Source organism: Paenibacillus intestini, from assembly GCF_030803945.1.
GTDB lineage: Bacteria > Bacillota > Bacilli > Paenibacillales > Paenibacillaceae > Paenibacillus > Paenibacillus polysaccharolyticus.
Genome location: NZ_JAURUN010000008.1, coordinates 135,143 through 159,137 on the forward strand (window position 1 = coordinate 135,143; position 23,995 = coordinate 159,137).

Consider the following 23,995-nt stretch of genomic DNA (forward strand, 5'->3'; position numbering starts at 1 on the left):
CGCTTTTATTTGATAAGCCTGACCGTTCGGACATGAGGGGTGCCGGAACGAGGCTACTTTTTAACACAAGAATAGAAGGGGAAATAATAAGTTCGGTATCGCTTTTTGTGAAGGTCGCAGATGCTACACACGATCAGTTAACGATTATAGTCCTACAGCCTGATAGGCTTTGGTGATGGCAGTTGCCTCGGCGGAATTCGCACCGTAGAGGTCTTTGGCGGCCTGAATCGTTGCTGTTTTGGCAGCTGCAAATTTCGATGTTGGTGTCAGGTAATTCACCAGCGTGCTATAGAAAACACGTACGGCCTTATCCCGGCCGATGCCGCTAACCGTTACACCGTTATGTGTACCGCCTTGGGCTGCAAGGTAGAACGCTTTGTTGATAATACCGCTGTTGGTGTGCACACCGCCGTTATCTGCACTGCCCGTGTAACGGTCACTATATTTGTCAGGCTGGTTGTACAGGGTAGGGTCGGCCAAAGAGCGCAATGCATCTCCTGGAATGTTAGGAGTATAGATGCCGTCACCCAGCAGCCAGTTTTTACTCTCGATGGTGTTACCCATAATATCAGCAAACGCTTCGTTTAATGCTCCTGATTCATTGCGGTATTCCAGATTGGCGGTGTACTCGATCACTCCATGTGTCAACTCATGACCCACAACATCGAGATCCCCGGAGAAGATACCGAACAGTGAGCCGTCCCCGTCACCAAATACAATCTGTGCCCCGTTCCAGAAGGCATTGTTATACTTGGAGCCATAATGTACGGTAGAGCGGATCAAAAGACCGTTGCCATCGAGGCTGTTGCGGTTAAATTTATTTTTGTAAAAATCATAAGTGGCAGCAGCATAAGCATGTGCATCAACAGCTGCACGGTCCGTCCACACGTTGTTAGAGCTGGTAGACAATGTTCCTGGTAACGAGGAGCGATTGTTTGCTGTATACGTTTGAATGCCTTTTCCACGAGTGGTATCTTTCAGCTGGTAGGTGCTGCCCGATTGCGTTGTGGTCAGCGTTTTGGTGTCACCAAACACCCCGGTACCTGTTCCTGTAGCAAAATTGATAATATCAAACTGGGATACGATGCTTCCGTCCACGGCGTTAATAAAATATTTGGTTCGCAGCGGGGCAGGTTCAAGCACGTTCACTTCGGTAATATAAACCAGATAGGTCTGACCGTCATCTTCATGATGATAAATTTGGAGTTCAGCCTTTGGCTCAAGCTCCGGTGCACCTAACTCGCCGATCCGGGATGTCGCTTCTTCCGAGGCCACTTTAATCGCGTCCTCTGCACTGATACCAGGGATTCCGTCATTAGGAATCGCTTGTTCTTCAACAGGCGGAAGTTCACCAAGAGCAGAAGTCACAGCTCCCGTTTTGTCCAGATGGAGGGTCTGCTCGGCACCGTAGACCGGAATACCTTTGATGTACTGTTGCAGACGGAAGTGCCTTACACCGGAAGTATCCGTGTTACGTTTAATGATTTTGAGCTGGCCTTTGACGTCAGAGTTCAGGAACTGTTCCTGTTGACCAAAATAATTATAGATCGTTTCGTCAGGATTGTTGTTCAAAAGGATACTCTCCTCGGAGGCATAAGGAGCCTCAAGCGGAATGGATAGATCAGATGGCGCTGCAGCAGCAGAGGATACGGAAGCGAGCAAAAGAGCTCCTCCAAGAATTGTTGGCATAACTTTGGCAAATTTCATTGTTAACTCTCCCATTCTCATCATATTTTTGGAAAAAAAGGGTTTATGCCTAACTCGGATGGATTTCCGTCTGCATCTGGCAGGGCGGAGTGAGGGGCTCAAACAGAAGTATGTTTAAGAAGCAGGGGTTGTCCCCCTAGTGATTGCGGCAAACCGAAGGTTCTACGGAGAACCGGGATGTTCAATCCGTGTGTGGAATGCGGGAAGAAGAAGCCGGGTTGGGAACGGCATCACTCCTTTCAAGTTCAAGGTCTGTTTGTGTACAAAACGGAGGAGATCAAACGTCTGAACTAACCGAAGGTCAATAAAAGGACAGAAAGAGGTTTTGGGAACGTGAGTTCTCGACAAGGTTAAAAATGTAAATTGTGTGGCTTGAATCGTATAGTATCACAGTGTAAAAGATTGGAAAAGATACAATTTTAAATTTTTTCGAAAATTGTGTCTAAGGACAGGGAAGAGATGTCATTTTTAAAAATATTGACGAATCTTGTTGGTTCACAGGATGGGTGTACTTACACTCCTGCCCAGAACCTAAGTAAGATAAGGACATACGCCGTTTCCACTGCTCCACGAATACATAGAATAACGTGTACTCCCTTGGCATGATCAGGATGGATTGTGGGAGGTGAATTTGTTGCGGAAACAACGTAATAGAGCCAGTTTTGCAACAAAAACAAGAAAAAAGCGTACCAGACGGGTATCTGAAAAAAGACGAATCCAATCGAGAAGGAAAAAGGGTACAAAGACCTATGTTTTCTCCTTACCACCTAACCACTCATTTCATGCGAACAATCGAAGAGAAGCACATGAGATGATTGGAGAAGTTACTGAGCAAGACAGAGAAGTTCTCCCGCAGCCTGTGCTATCGGTGATTATTCCAGCGATGAACGAGGAACGCACCATTGCTGCTGTAGTCCGTGAAGCGACACGTATATGCCGCGATGCGGAAGTACTGGTTATCGTAAACGGGTCAACCGATGGCACAGCCAATGAAGCTGAACGGGCTGGGGCACGGGTACTCCACTATCCTGAAGCGCTGGGACATGATGCAGGACGAAGAGTAGGGACAGCATCAGCCCGAGGGCAGATTTTGCTGTTCACGGATGCAGACATTCTGATCCCGGCCGAACACCTGGCACCTTTCGTTCAGGCTGTGCTAAATGGAGTCGATGTTGCACTGAACAATTACAACGGTCCGGTGACACGTAGCCCTGTTCATCCGGTCGTTGAAGCAAAACATATGTTGAACAGTCTGCTCTCCAGATCCGATCTTGGTGGTGCTTCTATGACAGCCATTCCTCATGCGCTTAGTAGGCAGGCACTTGAGATCATTGGCATATCTTCACTGGAAATTCCGCCACTTGCTCATGCCAAAGCGATATTTGGCGGCCTTCGGGTGCAAGCTGTTCATCATGTGCCTGTAGGAAAATGGAATGCTGTTCGTTCGACGAAACGAGGCGGTGCTGATCTACTTAGCCAAGTCGTACTGAACGATCATCTGGAGGCGATCCGCTGGATGACAGATACACGGGGGCCACGGGGGGGTTACCCTGATCTGCAGCGTGTTCGCAGTCTGGCTCAATAAGAAGTTTTAAGAAATGAGGGATTATGTGATAGAAACGGCAACATGCGGAGGTGACAGCGATAAAAACACGATCAGGAGTAAGGGCAAAGAGACGGACGCGAGCCAAGCGAATGGCGGCGGGCAGACCCCGGAGCAGAAAGCAAGCTGAGGGGAAACGCGCGCCACGTACCCAGCATCTTGGGTGGAGCCGGCGGAATGTCCGGAAGGTGATGCCGGATCTACGTCCATTTTGGAGAGCAGGCCGGCTTGCAGGCAAACAATTCAGGGCAGACTCCGACAACCTGAATAAACATGCTTCTGATACGTGGCAAGTACACGCGGCGAATCTGCCGGAACAGACTAGCTACGAAGCTGCATTGCAGGCAGGCAGGGTGTTTATTCAAGGCTATGCGAATTCCTCAGGCCATGTACCAGAGATTGTACCGCTTCCCCTTCGACATGTTGCTGCTGCCGTAGTCTGTGCCTGTAATGAGGAACGCACACTTGGGCAAGTGCTGGTACAACTAAGACGTCTACCCCTCCGCGATATTGTAGTTGTATTAAACGGTACGACGGATAACAGTCTGGAACACGTGCTTCAACATTCAGGCATTACACTCGTGTATGAACCGGAACGAGCCGGGCATGATGTGGGTCGGGCGCTTGGAGCCAAAATGACAGATGCAGAGACCGTTTTGTTTGTGGATGGAGACATGGTTATACCTGCGGAGCAGCTGGCGCCGTTCCTTTATGCGATTGACCGGGGGCAGGATGTAGCGTTAAACGATTTGACTTCTTTACTTCCTCCTTTTTCCAAGCAGGACGAAGTCAGCCGAATCAAAGCTTATTTGAACCATACATTAGGTCGGCGGGACCTTGGTTCGAATTCGATGACCGCTGTGCCCCATGCCCTATCTAGGCGAATGATTCAGGCTGTAAAATCTGCTTCGCTGGCCGTTCCGCCGAAGGCACAGATGCTTGCAATCCAGCAGGGATTTAAGGTATCCGCTCCATGCCAAGTGGATGTCATTCGCTCAAACCGACTGCGTGCCGGGAACACGGGTAGTGGTAATGGTGTTGCCAGATTGATTCTTGGGGATCACCTGGAAGCACTGGCAACATGGATGGGTACGAGTGAATATGCCCTTCGGACCAACCTTCCTTCCCGTGCAGAGGTAGCGTACAGGAGGAATGTGAGATGACGCTGACCAGCATCATTATACCCACTTATAACGGACTCTCATTGCTGAGGCCTTGTGTCGAGGCCATCCGAACATACACGGGAGAAGCAACATCGTATGAGATCATCGTTGTAGATAATGGGTCGACGGATGGTACTGCCGAATATTGTGCCAAGGAACGCATCCGGTTTGTTCGTTTACCCGAAAATCGGGGATTCCCTGCCGCTTGTAATGCTGGACTTCGAATGGCCTGCGGGGATGAATTACTCTTGCTGAACAACGATGTTACCGTTACATCATGCTGGCTCGAAAATATGCGCACAGCACTGTACAGTGAAGATGATGTTGGCATCATCGGGCCAGTCACGAACTATGCCAGTGGTATTCAGCAGGTTCATATGACGTTTCGGGATGTGCCACATTTTCAGGAGCTAGCGGCTGCCAATAATGTTTCGGATGTGTCCAGGTGGAAGGAAGTACGCCGAATCGTAGGGCTGTGTATGCTGATGAAACGAAGTGTACTGGAGGCCGTAGGCTGGCTTGACGAAGCGTATTCCCCTGGCCACTATGAAGATGACGACTATTGTTATCGAGCTAGGTTGCAGGGCTTCCGTTTGTTGGTATGCGGTGATGTCCTTGTACATCATCAAGGCAGTGCGAGTTTTCAAAAGACAGATCATACGGAATGGAAACAGTTGCTGGAGCGTAACCGTTCCATTTTCATCAATAAATGGCAAGTCGATCCGCGTGAATTTATGGACATATCCGATGAAGGAGGGAACAAGGAATGAAAGGTGTAATTCTTGCTGGTGGCACAGGAACCAGGCTGTACCCTCTGACCCGGCTTATCAATAAACATCTGCTTCCCGTCGGTAAACATCCGATGATTATGTATGGTATCGACAGGCTTCGTCAGGCAGGGATTGAGGATATTCTGATTGTTATCAACAAACATTCCGCTGGTTTGTATACGGAGTATCTTGGTGGCGGAGCGGATCATGGGGTTAGGCTGACGTATCGTATTCAGGAAAAGGCTGGCGGTATTGCCGAAGCGCTTGATCTGGCCTCATCGTTTGTTCTTCCGGGCGAAAAATTTGTTGTGCTTCTTGGTGATAATCTGTTCAGCGATGATTTGAAACCGTATGTAGAGCGATATATGCAGCAACCTGCGGGTACGGCGCGAGTGTTGCTTAAAGGAGTGGACGATGCGCGTCGCTACGGGGTGCCTGTCTTTGATGAACACCATCCGGAACGTATCGCGTACATTGAAGAAAAGCCAAGTCAGCCGAAGACCTCTTACTGTGTAACGGGCATATACATGTATGATGACCATGTGTTTAGCCTGATTCATAACATTGTACCGTCCGCACGTGGAGAGCTGGAGATTACCGATGTAAACAACCATTATGCATCCGGCGGCGGATTGGAGTATGACATTTTGCAAAAATATTGGAGCGATGCCGGCACATTTGAATCGCTCCAGGAGGCAGCTGTACGCATGAAAGGGCAGCTACCTTAACCGGAAATAACATGATACAGCCGCGGTGCGTTGCGTGGATCGAAACCGATGATCAGAGCAAATGTTGTAAACAAATGATGGAAACAGATGATGGAAACAGAATCCTCGCCGGAGCCTTGAAGTAAGCTCCGGCGTTTTGTGCAACGACCGCGGTCACTCGGGCAAGACGGTGAAGGTGTAAATTACAGTGAAGTGATGCTGGATGCGCAAGGCACGGTGAGAGTAGAGAATAGAAGAGGTATGGGTAATGCGAGTGGTGTGAAGAGTGGAGGCAGAGCGGTGCAAGTGAATAATGCAGGGAAGTGGGGCATGTGAAAGGTACCGTAAGAGCAGGGAGCAGCAAAGGCGGTAGCAGTACGGGTGGTGTGATCAGGATAAGTAAGGCAGGCCGGACTGGAGTTGTGTTGAGTAGGGGCAAGGCAAGTACGGCTGAAAGAGTTGGGAAAGCGAGTACGGCTGGAAGTGTGATAGTCGCTGGCAAAGCAGATCGGATTGGAAATGTGGGCAATGTGGGCAAAGCAAGTCGGCCTGGAGGCGGCATTAGGGTGGGCAAAGCAGCGAGGGCCCGGGGAGTGGGAAAGACGGACAAAGCGCGAAGAAGCAGCAGAGCCGCAGGTGAGAGAGCGAGCAGGGCAGGCGGGGCAGCGCTTGCCCCGCCTGCACAGAGCCGCCTGCGTCAAGGCCCCGACCCGCGCAGGCGCGCTTCTGCGCAGGGCCGGCGCGCCGCGGCCCGCGCCAAGCAGCGCACGGCGATGCGCCGTGCGCCCAAGCCAGCACCGCACACAAGCTCGCCACAGGCGATGCCTGCCAGCGGTGCTGGCCCCGCCCCGCGCCAGGCGACACACCCGCAGGGTGTCGTCGTGCCAGCGGGGCGGGAAGGCGCTGCCGCGAGTGCGGGCAGCGCAAACGGCGTGCCGCCGCCGGCTGCGGAGCATGCCGTGCAGGCGGCAGGGCCCGGCGGTTACGCCGCGGGTTACCGCGACGGCGTATTCGCCGGGGGCGAGGCGCTGGTGGCGCAGCACATCCCGCCGGATCATATTCTGCCCGCTGTCGCGGCGGCAGATTTGATCGCGGCGGGCTTCCGCCAGTATGCGCCCAGCCTGACCCGGCTGACCAGCCCTCATGAGATGGCTGGTCACATCATGGCGGCGCTGGATGCGCAGCGCCCCCTGTCTGTCGTTCGCCTCGGGGATGGCGAACTGCTTACGCTGGCAGCAGACACCGTGCTGCCAGCTACAGAAGTGCAGGAGCTGGCACCGTTTCTGCCTTATGCAGGGGTGCCATGCTCCACGCCGGACATCCGCGCGACGCTTGCGGAAGCGATTAGGGGTGCAGACTGGGTGGGTGTGCCCATCTCACGTGCTCCGACGTTTCAAGGACTATTATTCCCGGTTCTGCGCCATTTCGGAATCGATTGGTCCAGTCTGAAATTGACCAGTTCCACCATCAATTACAGTCTGCATCAGTCTCGTCTGTTGCTGCCGATCTTGCAAGGACGGCGTGTGCTGCTGATCGGCAGCCAGGCGGCAGAGCTGGGAGCCTTGTTACAACTGCATGGGGTGCAGGTTACAGGCATCATCCCTGCGGTAGCAGGCATGGCAGATATTCCGAGGGTAATGCAGCTGACGTCTGAGCACACCTTTGATATCGCTCTGGTCGCAGCGGGCATTCCAGCGGTGGTGCTATGCAGGCGTATCGCTGGAGAACTGGGCAGCATTGCCTTCGATTTCGGACATTTGGCTGACAAATTAGTGACAGGGGAGCTTCAACTCTAGTGAGTCGTCTGGGGCAGGATCACCGGGACCCTGCCTCTGGCACGAGTGGAATGGAGGAAGCAACATGAAGAAATCGGAAATACAGCCTCATCGTGTACGAAAAAATAATCAGAGCAACTTACAGCAGAGAAGTCAGCTTAGAGTGGGCGCGCAATTATCGGGTAGCCATCCTCATCGTATAGGTGCATCTGCTAAGGTTTTTCTTCATGCAGCCGGTGGCCGTAATCGGCGTAATGCTTCACGGAAAGGCAGAAGGGGTCATCGTATTCTTCGAAACACCAAGTTATACAAGCAAGGATATAACCGAGGTTACGAAGATGGTGTTCTTCAGGGACAGAATTCATTCGGAATTGTGTTTGAAGGTGTCAGCATCATCATTCCCACCTACAATCAGCGGGATTATGTACTGCAATGTGTGTCAAGCATTGAGAAACATACCCCGGCTCCTTACGAAATCATCGTTGTAGACAATGCTTCTCAAGATGGTACGGCCGATGCACTGCTTCGCAAAGGCGGTATGGTGAGGGTAGCTGCACTGGAGAAGAATCGGGGATTTGCCGGAGGCGTTAATCAGGGTCTGATGATGGCAAAGGGACGGCATATCGTTGTGCTGAACAATGATACCCTGGTTACCCCGGGCTGGCTGGAGAATATGATGACGTGTCTTAACAGTGATCCGCAGATTGGTGTCGTGGGTCCTGTCACGAACTACATTGGCGGAGATCAGCAGATTGAAGTGCCTTATCGTGAAGTAGAGGACATGTGGTCTTACGCCGCGAACCAGAATCGTCCCGACCCGGAGAAACATCGAGTGACGGATCGGCTCGTCGGATTCTGCTGGCTGTTTTCCAGAGATTTGTTTGAGCGTGTAGGGTATTTGGATGAGGGTTACGCCGTAGGTAACTTTGAGGATGACGATTGGATTGTACGGGTGCGGATGTTGGGATACCGACTTGCTGTAGCAGGTGACGCCTTTATTCATCATTTTGGAAGTGTCAGCATGAAAGCGCTCGGAGAGCAGGACTTTAACACAGTGAACAAGGGAAATGAACAATTTTACAGTCAAAAATGGAGAGATCCCCAAGCGCTCATCGCGGAAACCTCCAGGCTGACACAGACTCCGCACTCAGACCCTCAAACTCGATCTCAAGCGAACGTATCTTCGTTAGCGGCAAAAGGTGATTTACGCCAGAGGGCCGCAGGTTCCTCTTCTGTAAACAGTCCTGCAACATCACCGCTCAGACGAAGCAGTGATTTCTATCCAGAAGGTGCATTTCTTGTTGATCTGAAGGGTGATGTCTATGTACTAAGAAGCGGTCAGCGCCGAAAGCTGAACATTCCTGTTCCGCGCGGCATCTCGCCGGTGCTGGTCGCCAAACCTGATCTGTTGGGCATACCTGCGGGTGAACCGCTGGTGTCCGCTGGAGATATTCGGAACGGGTCGTTTGAACCTGACTTTCCTCTTGCCGTAATCTCTCCCGATCCTGCCGTGGAACCTACTGACTTGAGTATTGTATCTGTTGCTGATACACCGGAAGTTTGGTATCTGGTCACCGAAGGTAAACGTAGGAAGTTTGTATCCATCTATGCAGCGGAACGTTGGGGAATAAGCTCCAGACATGTGCATCAAATATCAACCGAACAACTCCATTCAATCCCGGAAGGATGGCCGATTATTGCTCCGCCCCAGTTGCTGAACAAGGATTTGTGATGGCCACCGCTCGTGGTTTGAAGCAACATGTAAACATGCGGAATGAACAACACTGAAGGGTGCGCTCTTCTTGGGCTGAACGCTCAGCTGATCTGTTCATTCCGTGTGAGGTCTTTCAATAATAGTTATATAATTAAGTGATCAGAGCAAGACTATTATATCTGTAAATACATATATGAAGTTGAAAGACTAATTTACTTCTAGGGAGCCGTAGGTAACGCATGTTAATAAGCTTGGAGGCTGAAAATGAAAAGAGCACTTTTTATTACTTTCTTAATCTTATTATTCTCTCAGGGTGTAATGATCTTGAAAAAATAGACATTAATTCACCATCTTACATGTTTAGCGAAAACTCCGGGATCGCTAGTGAAGTAAAAGTAAATTTAAATGGAATCTTTAACAAAAATGAAAATGCTTTTGAGGGATCTTTATCTATCAATGATATGGCTTTCGAAAAGGTAATCTTCATGCATAAATCTTTACTAATAACTTATGAAGGTGCAAAGAGAACCGTGTTAGGAGATATTATTTTGATAAAAAGGCTAATCAATTTGCGATTATTATTACAGAACCTGAACTATACATGAAATTAACGAATGGAAAATATCAGAATGAAACGTTAGTTATAAGTGCTCCTGCATCAAATCTAGAAGAAGCAAAGATGATTGAGGAGAAGTTAAAAGCATTGGAGTGAGTCTAAACTCACTCCTTTTTTCGAATCAAAATTGATACTGAATGGATAACTCAAAATTTAAATTTATTTTTCCTATTCTGTTATAGGATTGTTCTATTAGCAGAACCATTGACGATGCAAAGGGACGGGAGTACATTTATAGGCATAATTCTTATTTAACAGATTGGAATTAAAGGTATAGGTCGATCCGGTCTGTCTGATGATCTGGAACTATATTATGGAAATCGGAGGTATGTCGATGTCATCATCCCAAAAATGCGGCAGGATGAAGCAATGCTGTCTGAACGGAATGGATTAAGTTTAATAAGGCTAATGCAATAGGAGCACAACGGTTATTTTTACAGGGTGCCATATAGAAAAAATCTATTAGAAGCACGGTTGACCGGTTCGGCGGGGCAATGATAAGCTGTGTGAAATTAAAACAAACCAAACTCATAGGAATAATCAATTTTGATTTCGAGACTCAATCATTTATTTAGATATGCTACATTTTGGTACCATCAAATTACCTTATTTCAGGGAAGGCGGAGTGTACATGACAGCAAAACGAAGTTTGAAATTTGGAGCGATCATTCATGGTGTTGGGGGAAGCAACACAACCTGGAGACATCCGGAGGTTCTATCCGATGCCAGTGTCAACTTTGGATTTTACAAACGTCAGGCGCTGAAGGCAGAAGAGGGCAAGTTTGATCTGGTATTCATTGCAGACGGCCTGTATATTACGGAAAAATCCATTCCTCACTTCCTGAATCGCTTTGAACCGATCAGCATTCTTTCCGCTCTTGCTGCGGTAACTTCACGCATTGGACTTGTGGGCACACTCTCCACATCCTATAGTGACCCCTTTACAGTCGCCAGACAGTTCGGTTCGCTTGATCTGATCAGTGATGGTCGTGCAGGCTGGAACGTGGTGACATCTCCCTTGGAAGGTACCGCAAAAAATTACAGCAAAAGCAATCATCCAACACATCCGGAACGTTACCGTATTGCTAAGGAATATTTACAAGTAACCAAAGGATTGTGGGATTCATGGGAAGATGATGCATTTGTAAGAGACAAGGACAGCGGTGTGTTCTTCGATCCTTCGAAACTACACACGCTGAACCATGAAGGGGAGTTCTTCTCTGTACAGGGGCCATTGAACATCGCTCGTTCACGGCAGGGACAGCCGGTTATTTTCCAGGCAGGTTCCTCAGAGGATGGCAAAACACTGGCGGCACAAGAAGCCGATGCCGTATTCACTGGACACGATAACATTGAAGATGCACAGGCGTTTTATAAGGACGTCAAAACACGGGCAGCTTCCTATGGGCGCTCAGCACAAGATATTGTTATTTTGCCAGGCATTAACCCGATTGTGGGACGGACGGCAGAGGAAGCGGAACAGAAATATCAGGAGATCGCAAGCCTGGTAACCATTGATAAAGCATTGGACTACTTGGGACGTTTCTTCGAGCATCATGATTTCTCCCAATATCCGCTGGATGAACCGTTCCCTGAACTGGATGGCATAGGCAGCAACAGCTTCCGCAGTGGAACAGACAAGATTAAAAAAGATGCCAAAGAACAGGGGTTAACGCTGCGCGAAGTCGCTTTGCGGGCTGCAACACCACGAAGTCAATTCCTGGGCACGCCGGAGCAGGTCGCAGACAAGGTTCAGGAATGGTTCGAGGCAGAAGCGGCAGACGGATTCATTATTGCTTCGGAGTTGCCTAGCGGATTGTCCGACTTTGTCGAGTTGGTGGTACCTATTCTGCAGGAACGCGGCCTCTATCGCACGGAGTATGAGCATGATACGCTGCGTGGCAATTTGGGTGTCCAGGTGCCTGTAAACCGTTATACAGCAGCAAGGACACAGGAAGAGTCAAACGTCATCTAATCGAATGTCAAATGTCATTTAAATCGAACATCATCTAATTGTTGTAATTCATGTTAACTCAAACGCGGTGACTCTAACCTGTACTCACAATCCAATACATTCGGATCAAATACAAGAACAGTTCATCGTTAAAATGAAGCACAAATGCATCTGGATCATAGCGTTAATAAAGTTAATGAATCCTTTTTTTTCTTAAAACCTACTTTTCTCATAGGAAATATAAAATATATACAAGTTTGCTTGGCGTAGCACATTAATGACACCTGTATACACAGAGGGGGAAGCGATATGAACAGGTCTATCTCATGGACAAAAGTGGTGGCGTTGGCAGTAGCATTGGTGATGGTTTTGTCCGGATGCGGAGCAACATCAGGAGGCAAAACCAGCGGTGCGGCACAGGCTTCCGCCGGCGGGGGTCAGGCTGGTAAAGCGGAAGGGGGTAACCTCACCTTTGCACTGGCGACTTCACCGGATACACTCGATCCGCATCGTAGCGGTCTTGCTGTAGCCGTACGAGCGATTCGCACGATCTACGACAATCTGGTGGTTCAGCTGCCAGATGGTTCTATCAAACCTTGGCTTGCCAAGGAATGGAGTGTATCGAAGGATGGCAAAAGTTATACCTTCAAGCTGCGTGAAGACGTGAAATTCCATGATGGAACCCCGTTTAACGCTGAAGCGGTGAAGTACAATCTGGATCGGGTCATTGATCCTGCCACCAAAGCTGCCAATTCCCTTGCCCTGATTAGACCTTATAGCTCCTCCGAGGTCATTGATGAGTATACGATCAAAGTTAATCTGAATGCACCTTCGCAAGCGTTTCTCGGTAACCTGAGTCAGGCATTACTGGGGATCGTGTCTCCAACCGCTGCGAAGAAATATGGGGATCAACTAGGCAAAAATCCGGTGGGCACAGGCCCGTATACCTTTGTGAAATGGGATGGAAACGCGGATATCGTAGTGGCCAAAAACAAGGATTACAACTGGGGCCCGGAAACGGTCGAAAACAAAGGTGTTCCGCATATCGATACGATCACGTTTAAGATTGTACCGGAAGAAGCAACACGTATCGGAAGTGTGCAGAGTAAGCAGGTGCTTGCCGCAGAGACCGTACCACCGCAAAATATCGCTGCGCTGAAAAGTGATCCGAACCAGCAATTGTTGCAAGCCAATACGGTTGGTTTGCCGTATACCCTCTTTTTCAATCTGCGCAAGGCACCTTGGGATGATGTAAAAGTAAGGCAAGCGGTACAATCCGCTGTTGACGTCGAGTCCATTGTGAAAACCTTGTATCTAGGTAACTACGAGCGCGCATGGTCTGCATTGTCTCCAGGCATTCTTGGCTATGACAAGGCACTTGAAGGGAGTATCACCCCGGACATCAACCGAGCTAACCAACTACTGGAAGAGCAGGGCTGGGTTAAGGGGGCTGACGGGATTCGTGTCAAAGACGGGAAGAAGCTAACTTTGCGTTATGTAGATGGCTCCCCTAACCGGGAGAAACGCAATGACATTGCTGCCATCATCCAGCAACAGCTGAAACCGCTGGGCATTGCGGTAGAAGTGGTGATTACCAAAGACATTGCTACTGTGATCTATCAGAACTGGGATTATGATCTGTATGGTAACAGCCAGGTCAACTCCGATCCGAATGCCTTGTACGCCTTCTATCACACCAGTGCGGAAGGGGAGCGTCCGACATTATCCGGTTTATCTGAGCCAAAGATTGATCAACTTCTGGAGCAGGGAGCGGTAGAGACGGATTCGGCGAAAAGGGTAGACATCTACAGTCAGATTCAGAAATATCTCATTGAACAGGCGGTTATTTTGCCAATCTACGTATTTCCGTATACTGTGGCTGCATCCAAAAACGTGGAAGGCATCAAGTTCGATGCACTCGGTTATCCACTCTTTAATGATGTACGTATCCAGCCATAATGCAAATTGCATTATCCAGTCTTATCATTCCAACATGGCGTACAGCCTGTTCCGGTTTCAGAAAGGAGCCATTCCGGTATGATTCAACTGATCTTGTCACGGTTTGCAACGTCGCTTCTCGTTATATTTGGAGCTTCGGTGCTGGTGTACTGCATCATGTATCTTCTGCCGGGTGATCCGGTGCTGTTAATGCTGGACCCGTCCTCGGCTACCCCGGAGATGATTGCTAATCTCCGGGCACAGCTTGGGCTGGATCAACCTTTTTATATCCAGTTTGCGAACTATTTTGGCGATATGCTGCGCGGGGATTTCGGTCAATCCATGGTTAACTCCGATCCGGTATTGCCCAAAATTCTGGAACATTTCCCGGCAACGCTGGCATTGACGGCACTCAGTTCGCTGATTGCCATCACCATCGGAATTACACTTGGCGTTCTGTCGGCCATTCACCGGAATGGTGTGATTGATGTTGTGGCTCGGCTCGTTGGATTGTTCGGCATCTCGATGCCAACGTTCTGGACCGGCATTCTGCTTATTCTGTTGTTTTCCGTACAGCTCGGCTGGTTCCCTGCGATGGGGTCGGACGGATTCAGTTCCTTGGTGCTTCCGGCAGCTACACTCGGACTTGTCGGTGCAGGATTTATTGTGCGGATGGTGCGTAACAGCATGCTTGAAGTGATAAATGAGCCGTTTATCGTTGCTTTACGGGCCAAAGGATTGTCTGAACGGGCCATCATGTATGGTCATGCACTGCGTAATGCCCTGATCCCCGCCGTAACGGTCATCGGTATGTTAATTGGGGATTTGCTGGCAGGAACCGTGGTGGTAGAGACGGTATTCTCCAGACAAGGAATTGGTCGTATTATTGCTGATGCGCTAATGGCTAAGGATCTGCCGGTGGTGCAGGGCGTTGTATTTTTTACATCGATCATCTATGTCGTGTTGAATTTGCTGGTAGACATCTCGTATTCGTACATTGATCCTCGAGTTCGGCGGGCGGTCCGTACATGATCCATATCAGGAACACCGCATCAGGAACTTGCAAAATGTGAAGAGGCAGGAGAAGGAGGCGTTAATTTTTATGAGCATGAAACCTTTGACGGGACACAAAAAGACATGGGCAGGAAATGCCAGAAATACCGGAAGTACCGGAATTGTCGGGAAAGCTCGCCTGTGGAGATGGAACCGCCTGCCTTGGCAGCGCCGTGTTTCATCCGCAGTATCGCAATTGTTTTTGTATACCGCCCTGCTCATCGTCATCTTCACTGTGGCCTGTGCCATCGTACCAGGCTGGATTGCGCCTTATGATCCAACACAGATGATGACGGATGCCATTCTGCAGTCTCCTTCTGCTTCTCACCTGTTCGGTACAGACTATTTCGGCCGAGATATCTTCAGTGTGGTTGTGCATGGTAGCCGGGATTCCTTGCTGATCGGTTTTGCTTCCGTGCTTGTTGGTGGTCTCGTCGGCAGTGCTCTTGGCATCCTTGCGGGATATGCGGGAGGACTGGTTGATACGGTAACGATGCGGGCGGTGGATATTCTTATGGCCGTACCAGGCGTATTGCTCGCCTTATCTGTTGCTGCGGCGCTTGGGCCAGGACTGCTAAATATTGCACTGGCTGTTGCAGTAGCCTCGATACCAGGTTATGCAAGGGTGATGCGCGGTCAGGTGATGTCTGTCAAAAATCTGCCTTTCATTACAGCCACGCGTTCCCTGGGTGGTTCCAATGCCCGCATTTTCTGGAAACATGTCCTGCCACATTCCTTGTCTCCGCTACTCGTAATGGCAACGCTGGGTGTAGGTACATCCATCCTGACTGGGTCTGGACTCAGTTTCCTTGGGCTCGGGGTACTGAAAGAAATTCCGGATTGGGGTGCATTGCTGTCTCAAGGGAGAGGTTATCTGACAGTAGCTTGGTGGATTTGCACATTCCCGGGTCTGGCCATTACGCTGTTTGTTCTGGCTGTCAATCTGATTGGAGACGATATTCGCGACAGGCTTGATCCCAAAGTAAAAGGAGCGGCTTGACCGCTATTCCAAGGAGGAAAATAATATGTCACATGTTGTCATTATCGCCGGAACCCCGTCCAAGCGTTCACGATTGACAGGACTTACGGATTATAGCAGCCATACGTTAAGCAAAGCTGGTATTTCCGTTGAAGTGATTCAGGTGACCGATTTGCCTGCTGAAGATCTGGTACAGGCAAAGTTCGACAGCCAGGCCATTCAGGATGCACTTGCCATTGTGGATGGAGCGGATGCCGTTATTGTGGCTACTCCGGTATATAAGGCAGCTTATTCGGGCGTGCTCAAGCTGTTTCTCGACCTGATACCACAAGAAGGAATTCGGGATAAGGTGACTCTGCCTCTTGTCATTGGCGGTTCAATTGCACATTTGCTTGCTATTGATTATGCTTTGAAGCCTGTGCTTACCGCACTCGGCGGACGATATATCCTTGGCGGTGTATACGCAGTGGATCAGGGAATTGAACGCAATGAGGATGGAACATTTACACTTGCAGCAGATATTACCGCACGGTTAGATCGCTCTCTGGAAGAATTACGATTGACACTGGAAAAGGATGGGATTACGATATCCTAAAACCAAGTAAATTTATAGGGAAATAAGATGATACGGAGGTGCCTATGAATATTGAGAACATTGAAGCATTTGTATATATCAATCATTACGGAAGCTTCAATAAGGCGGCTGAAGTACTCTTCTTGTCCCAGCCTTCGGTTACGGCACGTATTCAATCACTGGAAAGGGAGCTGGGATGCAAGCTGTTCGACCGACTAGGCAAGCAGATTGTGCTGACGGATGAAGGACGCAAATTTTTGCCGTATGCACAGCAAGTGCTGCAAGTGATCCAGAAGGGTAAACAGAAAATTCAGCAGCGGAGAACGACACCTGAGGCATTGCGCCTCGGAAGCACAGTATCGGTGTCCAATTATGTCATCCCCGATTTTCTGCCCCGAATCAAAGAGTCGTACCCCGAAGTCAACATTAAACTGACAACAGCAACAACGGATCAACTGATTGCTAAACTGCTCAGTCAGGAGATTGATCTGGCGTTTGTACGCAAGGTCATGCACCCTGCGATCCGTACCGTTGCTTTTTACGAAGATCCGATACAGCTATACGTGTACAGAGGACATCCTTTCATTGAAAGCGGACATGTCAGCATGGAGGCGATCCGGAATGAACAGCTGGTCTTTTTCGAGTGTGGTTCACTGGACTGGCTTCGCATTCACCGGGCCTTCGACTCCCTGGAGTACCCGCCGGATATTACATATCATGTCGATAATTCGGAAACAGCGAAAAAACTGGTCATGCAAGGTGCGGGCATCGCTTTTCTCCCGGGGTTAACGGTGAAGAAAGAGGTACAGCGTCAGGAACTGTTCCCGATTCAAGTCCATGAGGTGGCAGGTGTGTCGCTACAGATCAGCGTGGTGACTTTAAAAGAAGAATATTCGCCATTTGCAGAGCCTTTTGGAGAACTGTTACGGCAATTATAGATGGACTGACAAGGCGAATCAGATTTCACCGTTATAGATTGGATAAATTAAGCATGAAAGGAGGGCTCAAGATGAAAAGTGATCTGGAGCAGACGAGAGAACAGCTTTTGCAGCCGGAGGAAGAGCAACAGCAAGTTGAGCAGAGCGAGCAAAAGCAGGAGTTCGCGGCACATCTGACCGCAATTCGACGGCATCTTCATCGCAACCCGGAGCTTTCTGGTGAGGAAAAGGAAACAACAGCAGCCATTCGCAGCTGGCTGGAGGAGGAAGGCGTTCGCCTTGCCGATGAGTATAAACTGCGAACAGGGCTTGTTGCTGAGGTAGGGCAGGGAAGTGGCCCTGTCGTAGCGCTACGAGCGGACATTGATGCCTTGCCTATTCAGGAGGAAACCAAGCTGGAGTTTGCTTCGCAGATTGCGGGCCGAATGCATGCATGCGGGCACGATGCGCACACCGCTATTTTGATTGGAGCTGCACGGTTGCTGAGACAGCGTGAATCCAGTTTGCCCGGGAAGGTGCGATTGATTTTTCAACCGTCAGAAGAGAAGGCAACAGGTGCCCGCCAAGTTATCCAGAGCGGCGCACTCGCCGATGTTCAGGCTATATTTGGTTTACACAATAAACCGGATCTGCGAGTAGGCACAGTGGGTATTCGCGAAGGTGCATTGATGGCGGCAGCGGATGGATTTGTCGTTAAAGTGCAAGGGGTGGGCACCCATGCGGCTGTACCTGAAGCAGGCATCGATCCGATTGTGGTTGCTGCACATATCGTTACCGCATTGCAAGCCATTGTCAGTCGGAATGTAGGTGCTCAGGAGAGTGCTGTACTCAGCGTTACGAAAATAAACAGCGGTACAGCCTGGAACGTTATTCCGGAGGAAGCGATACTTGACGGCACAGTGCGCACATTTGACGAGAAGGTGCGCGCCCGTATCCGGGAACGTTTCAACCAGGTCGTAGCTGGTGTGGCTGCAGCCTACGGCACAACGGCGACGGTACGCTGGATTCAAGGGCCACCTGCTGTGGTCAATGATGCATCGCTGGCATTGGACGCAGAACAAGTCGTGAGTGAACTTGGGTTGAATCGTGTCAGACCACTGCCTTCGCCGGCAGGAGAGGATTTTTCCTTTTATCAAAAAGAAGTGCCGGGCCTGTTCCTCTTTCTCGGGACATCGGGCCCGCACGAGTGGCATCATCCGGGCTTTGATGTAGATGAGCAGGCTTTGCCAATTGGTGCACATCTGCTGGCAGAGCTGGCTGAACAGGCTTTGAAACGTCTGCAAGCCTAAATGGCAGTGATGTTGAAAAAAGTTGGACTTTTAATTTTGAATTCAAAATATATTCCTATTCTCGATCTGTAACATTTGTTTCAGAGCTGGCGCTAGTCGTCAGCTCTATTTTGTTTTATGTTCAAAAAATCGGGCAATCCGCAGGAACTTTTCGGTTATTCTAACACCGGAGTGTACGCATAAAATCCGGTTGTACAACAGGTATAGATGGAAATATTTGTTGACGACCCCCAATGAGTGTGCTATATTTTTCTCGTCCTTTAATCGTAATTATTACTATTAATGTCGAAATATGCAACGGAGAACTTCAATTCGAATCCAAAGAACAGGAGCCGCCGCCGCGATGAAACAAGAGATTGATTTTATCAAATGTAGTCCGACACAGAACATGACCCTTCTGGTGAGAACGGATCACGCATCCGAACATTACAGTGATATCGCTTCCAGCCTGATGTCTTATGATCATGTTCACGCTGAACAAGTCGGGTTCATCAAGCAGACACGAAGACCAGAAGCCGTTGCCCGCCTGGAGATGGCAGGAGGAGAGTTTTGTGGCAATGCTTGTATGGCGCTGGCAGCTCATATTGCAGCAGAAGCAGGGCTGGAGAAGCAAGCGTCCATGAATATCAAGCTGGATGTTTCAGGCACAGAGCGCTTGATCAGCTGTCAGGTGAAGCGGCGAGAGCATCGGTATGATTGCCGGGTTACGATGCCTGTTCCCGATCAGATCGAGCGGCGGAAGATTACGTTTGAAGGTATGGAGCTGGAGATAATCATTGTCCGGTATGCCGAATTCATTCACATCGTGATTGAAGTGCAACACGTTGATGACCTGATGAAGCGAAAGGCAGAACACCTTGCACGGTTACTTGGACTCACGATGGGAGACAAAATGATCGGTGTGTTGTTATATCACCCTGCTACGCAAGAGATGGCGCCCCTCATTTATGTCCCGCAGCTGGATAGTCTGATCTGGGAGAGAGGGTGCGGATCAGGTACGGCCTCTTTAGGAGCTTATCAGGCCTGGCTTAGGCAGAGCGAAGTCACCCAGTTGGTCAAGCAACCTGGAGGTGCAATTAAGGTGACCGCTCAGTGGGGGAGCCAAGGGGTGAAGGCCATAACGATTGAGGGAACTGTTGGCATTGTTGCCTATGGCACGGCTTTTATTGATACCTTACAGGAGCAGAGCAGGAGCGTTGTAGAGGTCTGAGCAGGTACCTGAGACTGAGATGTATGATGGTTGACCATGACAAGGTGAGGAGGAGAGGGAATGATCACGTTGATCCACTTGGAAACGAGACTACGTGTTTTTGCCGAACAATTTGGCAAGCTTGCGGTTAGATATGATCAGACGCTTGAGCACAGCGCGGAACTGGAAGCGGTGATTAACGGGTATTCACGGTTTGTGACCGACCCTGATCACAAGATCGCTTGGGGGATGTTGAGGCAAGCAGAACTGAAGGAGCTTGATCCGTTAGTTCAAGCGCTAAGACAAAAGTCCGCTCAGTGTGTCGCGATTATGGAGAAATATCGGGCATTGAAGCTGCAGGATGGAGAAGTGCAGATTGCGGATTATTTTAAAAATATCGAAGAGTGCATCGACAAAGAGTTTGGCAGCTTTCAGGTGACACCTGAATCCAAAGTGCTGCTGGTGGGTTCCGGTTCGTTTCCGATGACCCCTTTACTGATCGCTAAACGTACCGGAGCGGAGGTCGTTGGCATTGATATTGACGCAGAGGCGATTACGCTGGGGAGAAAAGTTATAGAGAAGCTCGGTGCTGGCTTGAACATTCGTTTAGAGCAGCAACTGCTGGAGGATCTGGCGTATACAAGGCAGGCGACACATGTTATTTTCAGCTCCACGGTGGCTAACAAGTATGACTTGCTCGATCAATTATATGCATTGACCAATGAACAAGTCGTTGTAGCTATGCGGTACGGCAATGAGTTGAAATCACTGTTTAATTATCCTATGAAAGAGACGGACGGTAGTAAATGGAGGCTCGCAGACAACATTTTGCGCCCGCATGATGTGTTCGATATCGCGTTGTACCAGAAGGCGTAAGAAGTCGAGTGAAGTGTAATCTGGTCTATGATTTTTTACAGGGAGGTATATATGAGCGGCGTTGAAAGAGTTCTGTTATGCGGCACGGGTCCTGTGTCCATTCAGCTTGCGGTAACTTTGAAAATACATCTGGGCTGTCACGTGGGTATGGCGGGTAGGGAATCGGTGCGGTCAGCATCGTTCTTTGCATCACTGGAACAGAGCAAGCAACACGTTCAGGTGACGATTCAAAATGAGAACCATCGACCCTTGGCAGGGGAATGTACGGTGGATCAGGTGTTTAAGGGATACAACACCCTTGAAGGGGAGTGGGATACGCTGATATTGGCAGTCACCACCGATGCTTATATCGATGTACTCCAAGAAATCAATGATGAATTCGTTAAACAACTGAAATTCGTTGTTTTGGTTTCCCCAACCTTCGGTTCCAGTCTTCTGGTGAGCCAGTATTTGCTTGAGCGGAATGTATCCCCGGAAATCATCAGCTTCTCCACCTATCTGGGCGATACCCGCTGGGTGCATGAACAACCGTCCAATGAAGTGATCACCACGGGAGTCAAAAGGAAGGTTTACATCGGCTCCACGGTTCCCTCTTCAACCTATGTACAGCAATTAAGCGAGTTATTTGAGCGGTTGCATATTTCACTCGCCGTCATGTCTTCCCCACTGGAAGCCGAAACAAGAAATATTTCGCTCTACGTTCATCCACCGCTTTTTATGAATGATTTTTCGCTAGAAGTGATTTTTGGTGAGCAACGTGTTCAAAAGTATGTTTACAAGCTTTATCCCGAAGGGCCGATTACACCCGCGCTCATTCGCAGTATGCGGTCACAGTGGCAGGAGATCCGGCAGATTACAGACAGACTTCATATTCAGGGAGTAAACCTGCTGCAGTTTATGACGGATGACAATTATCCGGTTCGATCAGAGAGTTTATCACGTCAGGATATCGAGCAATTTGATCAATTCGAGGCTATCCATCAGGAGTTTTTATTATACATACGGTACGCCTCATTATTGATTGATCCGTTCTCGGAACCGGATGCTAACGGCACATATTTTGACTTCTCCGCAGTTCCGTTCCGCCGAATATTTATAAACCGCGAGGGTGAACTCGACGTTCCGAGAATGCCCAAGGAAGACTATTACCGCATCAAAATGATTCAGGGCATCGCGAGACATGTGAATGTCGCCTGTCCAACGATAGATCATTTCATTGCCACATATGAAGCAAAGCTTCAGGAAGTGACGCGTACACATCCAGATCAGCGTTTGTCGACCGCGTTTGTGATCCAGTCGTTTGGGCAGGATGTTCGCATGATCTGTAACGGACTTACGGGCGGTAAGGTCTAGTTATATCTGAAGAAGCAGAGTTCAAAGTTTTCTGAAAGAAAGCCGTATTGCGAGATGGTACTGCAATCGAAGTGGCATGGAGTAACAAGCAATGATCTGCTTGAATCTTATTTGTTTATCAGGGGGAACTATGGTGAGAAAAAGGCGTACTTTTACACGCATTATAACACTGGTTGCTGTCATTGCGATGATATCGGGCTGTGCTCAGCGTGCCACAAAGGAAAATACCGAAGCGGCATCATCAGTCGGTAGGATCAATAATGAAATTATCTATGCTTCCGCGAAAGATATTAACGATATGAACCCGCATCTGTACACAGGCTCGATGCCTGCGCAAGGCATGGTGTACGAATCTCTGGTCGAGAACACGGCTGAGGGAATCAAACCATTGCTCGCTGAATCATGGGACATCTCCAAGGATGGCAAAACGTACACCTTTCATCTGCGCAAAGGGGTGAAGTTCCATGACGGCGAGCCATTTAACGCCGAAGCGGTCAGACAGAATATCGAAGCGGTTCAGGCCAATGCCGAGAAACATGCCTGGATCAAGCTCTCCACGAAGCTGAAGGATGTCAAAGTGAAGGATGAATACACCGTGGAGTTGGATCTTTCCGATGCCTATTATCCGACGCTCGTAGAGTTGTCCATGACCAGGCCGTATGTCTTCATCTCACCAAAGGATTTCAAAAATGGTGGAACCAAGGACGGGGTGAACGGTTTCCATGGGACTGGGCCGTACAAGTTGACGGGGCACAAGGTCGAAGAAAACGCCACCTTTGAAGCCAATACGGAATACTGGGGTGGTATACCTGCCATTCAGAAAATTACGGCCAAAGTGCTCCCCGCTGGAGAAACAACCTATTTGGCACTGCAAAAAGGGGAGATCAACTTTGTCTTCACGGATGACCGCGGGGCAGACAGCATTGATGTAGAAGCGATGGATCAACTCGCTACATCCGGTGAGTATCAGGTGGTGCGAAGTGATGCGATGAACACGGCGATGATTGTGGCGAATAGCAGCAAGCAGAACAGCCCGGTTCATGAAAAAGCGGTGCGGGAAGCGTTATGGATCGGTATCGATCGGGAGACGATCAGCAAGGATATTTTTAATGGCACGCAGACGGTAGCAAGTACGTTGTTTTCATCGAATGTGAACTACGCCAATGTCGATCTAAAGGTTCGAACGTATGATCCGGAAGCAGCTAAACGTCTGCTGGATCAGGCAGGCTGGACTTTGGCAGAGGGCAAGACGGTGCGTACAAAGAACGGCAAACCTTTAGCGATGAAGCTGTATTACGACAGCAACTCGTCCTCACAGAAAATGCAGGCGGAGTTCATCCAATATGCGATGAAAGAGATCGGTATGGAGCTTGATCTGACAGGTGAGGAGTCCTCTTCCATTGCGAACCGAAGAGCGACCGGGGAATATGACCTGTTGTTCAACCAGACCTGGGGACTAGCGTATGACCCGCAGAGCACCATCGCCGCGTTTACATCGGATTCGGCGTACAAACATACGACAAGTGGCATTGCCGAAGCGCATGAACTGTATCGGAAAATCGATCAGGTGATGAGCTCGACCGACGATGACTCAACAACCGCATCTCAACATGGGGAATCGAGAAAAGCACTTTATGCGGATATTTTAAACATAGTACATGATGAAGCGGTGTTCATCCCGCTTACGAACGGGCGTGTCACCATTGTTGCTCCGAAACGCCTGCAAGGCATTACCTTTATACAGACACAGTATGAATTGCCTTTTGAAAAGATGAAATTCGAGTAGAGGGGGAGGGA

The 23,995-nt window shown here is 49.3% G+C and carries 19 protein-coding genes; 18 read left to right on the forward strand and 1 reads right to left on the reverse strand.

Annotated features, from left to right (window positions below):
• Window positions 1-144: 144 nt before the first annotated feature.
• Complete coding sequence (locus tag J2T16_RS20270; RefSeq protein WP_499019122.1) at window positions 145-1,707, reverse strand: M4 family metallopeptidase; 1,563 nt, start codon at window positions 1,705-1,707, stop codon at window positions 145-147.
• Between the two features lie 634 nt (window positions 1,708-2,341).
• On the opposite strand from J2T16_RS20270, the gene J2T16_RS20275 reads away from it, so the two are divergent.
• From J2T16_RS20275 to cntA, 18 genes are all read left to right on the forward strand, one after another.
• Window positions 2,342-3,292: a glycosyltransferase family 2 protein gene (locus J2T16_RS20275; RefSeq protein ID WP_499019123.1), complete on the forward strand. Its 951-nt coding sequence runs from the start codon at window positions 2,342-2,344 to the stop codon at window positions 3,290-3,292.
• A gap of 50 nt (window positions 3,293-3,342) precedes the next feature.
• Window positions 3,343-4,473, forward strand: coding sequence for a glycosyltransferase (locus J2T16_RS20280; RefSeq protein ID WP_499019124.1), 1,131 nt, complete (start codon window positions 3,343-3,345; stop codon window positions 4,471-4,473).
• Window positions 4,470-5,243: a glycosyltransferase family 2 protein gene (locus J2T16_RS20285; RefSeq protein ID WP_221790825.1), complete on the forward strand. Its 774-nt coding sequence runs from the start codon at window positions 4,470-4,472 to the stop codon at window positions 5,241-5,243. Before J2T16_RS20280 ends, J2T16_RS20285 begins: the two co-directional genes overlap by 4 nt.
• The gene (locus tag J2T16_RS20290; RefSeq protein WP_154959666.1) at window positions 5,240-5,971 is read left to right on the forward strand and encodes a sugar phosphate nucleotidyltransferase; all 732 of its coding nucleotides are present in this window, start codon (window positions 5,240-5,242) and stop codon (window positions 5,969-5,971) included. Before J2T16_RS20285 ends, J2T16_RS20290 begins: the two co-directional genes overlap by 4 nt.
• A 138-nt stretch (window positions 5,972-6,109) precedes the next feature.
• A complete protein-coding gene (locus tag J2T16_RS20295; protein ID WP_221790823.1) occupies window positions 6,110-6,286 on the forward strand; it encodes a hypothetical protein in 177 nt (58 codons plus the stop codon).
• A gap of 749 nt (window positions 6,287-7,035) precedes the next feature.
• Window positions 7,036-7,746 carry a GT-D fold domain-containing protein gene (locus J2T16_RS20300; RefSeq protein ID WP_499019125.1) on the forward strand — a complete coding sequence of 237 codons (711 nt, stop codon included), beginning with the start codon at window positions 7,036-7,038 and terminating at the stop codon, window positions 7,744-7,746.
• A gap of 64 nt (window positions 7,747-7,810) precedes the next feature.
• The gene (locus tag J2T16_RS20305) at window positions 7,811-9,457 is read left to right on the forward strand and encodes a glycosyltransferase family 2 protein (RefSeq protein WP_499019126.1); all 1,647 of its coding nucleotides are present in this window, start codon (window positions 7,811-7,813) and stop codon (window positions 9,455-9,457) included.
• Window positions 9,458-10,686: 1,229 nt separating this feature from the next.
• Entirely contained in the window at window positions 10,687-12,030 is a 1,344-nt protein-coding gene (locus J2T16_RS20310; RefSeq protein ID WP_154891034.1) for an LLM class flavin-dependent oxidoreductase, read from the forward strand.
• A gap of 288 nt (window positions 12,031-12,318) precedes the next feature.
• Complete coding sequence (locus J2T16_RS20315) at window positions 12,319-13,968, forward strand: ABC transporter substrate-binding protein (RefSeq protein ID WP_221790819.1); 1,650 nt, start codon at window positions 12,319-12,321, stop codon at window positions 13,966-13,968.
• A 78-nt stretch (window positions 13,969-14,046) separates the two neighbouring features.
• A complete protein-coding gene (locus J2T16_RS20320; RefSeq protein WP_251508932.1) occupies window positions 14,047-14,979 on the forward strand; it encodes an ABC transporter permease in 933 nt (310 codons plus the stop codon).
• A 70-nt stretch (window positions 14,980-15,049) separates the two neighbouring features.
• Window positions 15,050-16,000, forward strand: coding sequence for an ABC transporter permease (locus tag J2T16_RS20325; protein ID WP_221790815.1), 951 nt, complete (start codon window positions 15,050-15,052; stop codon window positions 15,998-16,000).
• Window positions 16,001-16,025: 25 nt separating this feature from the next.
• On the forward strand, window positions 16,026-16,574 hold the full coding sequence (gene ssuE, locus J2T16_RS20330) for an NADPH-dependent FMN reductase (RefSeq protein WP_221790813.1): 549 nt from the start codon (window positions 16,026-16,028) through the stop codon (window positions 16,572-16,574).
• Between the two features lie 44 nt (window positions 16,575-16,618).
• The gene (locus tag J2T16_RS20335) at window positions 16,619-17,491 is read left to right on the forward strand and encodes a LysR family transcriptional regulator (RefSeq protein ID WP_221790811.1); all 873 of its coding nucleotides are present in this window, start codon (window positions 16,619-16,621) and stop codon (window positions 17,489-17,491) included.
• Window positions 17,492-17,562: 71 nt separating this feature from the next.
• On the forward strand, window positions 17,563-18,780 hold the full coding sequence (locus J2T16_RS20340) for an amidohydrolase (RefSeq protein ID WP_154985037.1): 1,218 nt from the start codon (window positions 17,563-17,565) through the stop codon (window positions 18,778-18,780).
• A gap of 343 nt (window positions 18,781-19,123) precedes the next feature.
• On the forward strand, window positions 19,124-19,990 hold the full coding sequence (locus J2T16_RS20345; RefSeq protein WP_253491593.1) for a histidine racemase CntK family protein: 867 nt from the start codon (window positions 19,124-19,126) through the stop codon (window positions 19,988-19,990).
• Window positions 19,991-20,050: 60 nt separating this feature from the next.
• On the forward strand, window positions 20,051-20,845 hold the full coding sequence (locus J2T16_RS20350; RefSeq protein WP_253491595.1) for a methyltransferase domain-containing protein: 795 nt from the start codon (window positions 20,051-20,053) through the stop codon (window positions 20,843-20,845).
• A 51-nt stretch (window positions 20,846-20,896) separates the two neighbouring features.
• The gene (locus J2T16_RS20355) at window positions 20,897-22,198 is read left to right on the forward strand and encodes an opine metallophore biosynthesis dehydrogenase (RefSeq protein WP_308723091.1); all 1,302 of its coding nucleotides are present in this window, start codon (window positions 20,897-20,899) and stop codon (window positions 22,196-22,198) included.
• A 133-nt stretch (window positions 22,199-22,331) separates the two neighbouring features.
• Window positions 22,332-23,984, forward strand: coding sequence for a staphylopine-dependent metal ABC transporter substrate-binding lipoprotein (gene cntA / locus J2T16_RS20360; protein WP_499019128.1), 1,653 nt, complete (start codon window positions 22,332-22,334; stop codon window positions 23,982-23,984).
• Window positions 23,985-23,995: the final 11 nt, after the last annotated feature.

What these genes read in the sequence shown, in the direction of transcription:
- J2T16_RS20310 (WP_154891034.1), top strand. Translation starts at nt 10,687, where the DNA reads ATGACAGCAAAACGAAGTTTGAAATTTGGAGCGATCATTCATGGTGTT.
- J2T16_RS20345 (WP_253491593.1), top strand. Translation starts at nt 19,124, where the DNA reads ATGAAACAAGAGATTGATTTTATCAAATGTAGTCCGACACAGAACATG.
- J2T16_RS20355 (WP_308723091.1), top strand. Translation starts at nt 20,897, where the DNA reads ATGAGCGGCGTTGAAAGAGTTCTGTTATGCGGCACGGGTCCTGTGTCC.
- J2T16_RS20305 (WP_499019126.1), top strand. Translation starts at nt 7,811, where the DNA reads ATGAAGAAATCGGAAATACAGCCTCATCGTGTACGAAAAAATAATCAG.
- J2T16_RS20290 (WP_154959666.1), top strand. Translation starts at nt 5,240, where the DNA reads ATGAAAGGTGTAATTCTTGCTGGTGGCACAGGAACCAGGCTGTACCCT.
- J2T16_RS20270 (WP_499019122.1), bottom strand. Translation starts at nt 1,707, where the DNA reads ATGAAATTTGCCAAAGTTATGCCAACAATTCTTGGAGGAGCTCTTTTG.
- ssuE (WP_221790813.1), top strand. Translation starts at nt 16,026, where the DNA reads ATGTCACATGTTGTCATTATCGCCGGAACCCCGTCCAAGCGTTCACGA.
- J2T16_RS20325 (WP_221790815.1), top strand. Translation starts at nt 15,050, where the DNA reads ATGAGCATGAAACCTTTGACGGGACACAAAAAGACATGGGCAGGAAAT.
- J2T16_RS20335 (WP_221790811.1), top strand. Translation starts at nt 16,619, where the DNA reads ATGAATATTGAGAACATTGAAGCATTTGTATATATCAATCATTACGGA.
- J2T16_RS20320 (WP_251508932.1), top strand. Translation starts at nt 14,047, where the DNA reads ATGATTCAACTGATCTTGTCACGGTTTGCAACGTCGCTTCTCGTTATA.
- J2T16_RS20285 (WP_221790825.1), top strand. Translation starts at nt 4,470, where the DNA reads ATGACGCTGACCAGCATCATTATACCCACTTATAACGGACTCTCATTG.
- J2T16_RS20350 (WP_253491595.1), top strand. Translation starts at nt 20,051, where the DNA reads ATGATCACGTTGATCCACTTGGAAACGAGACTACGTGTTTTTGCCGAA.
- J2T16_RS20315 (WP_221790819.1), top strand. Translation starts at nt 12,319, where the DNA reads ATGAACAGGTCTATCTCATGGACAAAAGTGGTGGCGTTGGCAGTAGCA.
- J2T16_RS20340 (WP_154985037.1), top strand. Translation starts at nt 17,563, where the DNA reads ATGAAAAGTGATCTGGAGCAGACGAGAGAACAGCTTTTGCAGCCGGAG.